Genomic DNA, 1,395 nt, shown 5'->3' with positions numbered 1-1,395 from the left:
CAGTCATGGTCGGAAGATTTTTTCTTCCGACTTTTTTTGTTTTTTACATCCCCATAATTTTTGGTCAACTGATTGATTTTCAGGCATTTAACTTGTTTTTCTGATACAATTTTCGTATCTTAATATCTGATAATCAGCCTATTATGTCAGTATTTAAAGGTCACAAAATTTCAGTAAATCAATTGTTGGGGGTAATTCCGGAAGCTCTTTTATCCAAACTTTCGGTAACCACTAAAATAGATTATTATGCCAAGGTCCTTCATGGAAAAAAGATGTTCTATCTTTTGCTATATGGTATTTTAGAAAATGAAAAACTTAGCCAGCGTACCCTAGAGGATACATTTAACGATGTGATCTTCAAAACTCTTTTTGATCTGGATAAATCAGAAAGTATAAGACGAAGCTCCATTTCAGAAAGATTATCTAAAATTGACTCGGATTACTTCCGTCAGATCTATCAATGTGTCTACCATCAGTTTTACGATGCCTATTCCAACAAGGATGGCGAAAAATATCACTTGATCCATGTTGATAGTTCTATGGTCAGTGAGGCATCGGGTAAACTGTTGGAAGGACTTGACAATAAAAGTGGAAAAAAGTCGGTCAAGTATAGTATTGCTTTTGACGGCTTATTGCCCTGCCACTCCAATGTGTTCAATACCGCAAAGTATTCTAGTGAAGATATAGCCTTGCCGCAGGCTATACTAAACCATGTAAAGCAAGAAACGCACCATCAAAACATTTACGTTATCGATAGAGGCCTCCAATCTGCAAAAACAATGAAATCATTCACTAATGATTCTGTCACTTTTATTGTTAGAGCAAAAGAAAATCGAAAACATATAGAACTACAATCATTGCTTGATCAAGATCAAGACTTGGATTTGGGAGAGTTGATTCTTGTTAAGGACAGTAAAGTCCATCTTTACACAGGAAGAGCTATTGATAACAAAAAAGGCAATATCCACCATCGAGAAGAATTGGTGGAGACTCCTTTTCGTCTGATTGTCGCAAAAACCAAGGCAGAAGGTTCTAAGGATTTTTGGTTTATTACCAATGATTTTGATCTATCCGCCAAAGAAGTTGCCCAAGCCTATAGGAGAAGATGGGATATTGAGGTATTCTTTCGTTTTATCAAACAAGAACTTAATGTGAGCCACCTTGTGTCGCTGAACAAAAACGGAATAGAGGTGATGTTATATATGACCTTGATTGTGGCCATGTTGGTCCTAATATACAAAAAGGCCAATAGGATAGGATACAAAACTGCTAAGAGAAGATTTAAAATGGAACTCAGAAATTTGGCTATTGCTATGATAGTCGTAAAATGTGAAGGGAAATTAGATCATTTTGAAACATAAAAAAATGGTCGGAATTTCTTCCGACCATGACTGG

1 protein-coding gene is annotated in these 1,395 nt (G+C 36.0%); it reads left to right on the top strand.

Annotated features, from left to right (window positions below; translation table 11 throughout):
- Positions 1-143: 143 nt before the first annotated feature.
- Entirely contained in the window at positions 144-1,361 is a 1,218-nt protein-coding gene (locus CWD91_RS22580; RefSeq protein WP_103443235.1) for an IS4 family transposase, read from the top strand.
- Positions 1,362-1,395: the final 34 nt, after the last annotated feature.

This window comes from Arenibacter hampyeongensis (assembly GCF_002909255.1).
Lineage (GTDB): Bacteria > Bacteroidota > Bacteroidia > Flavobacteriales > Flavobacteriaceae > Arenibacter > Arenibacter hampyeongensis.
Note: the sequence above shows the minus strand (reverse complement) of the source record. Positions and strands in the feature narration are given on the sequence as shown.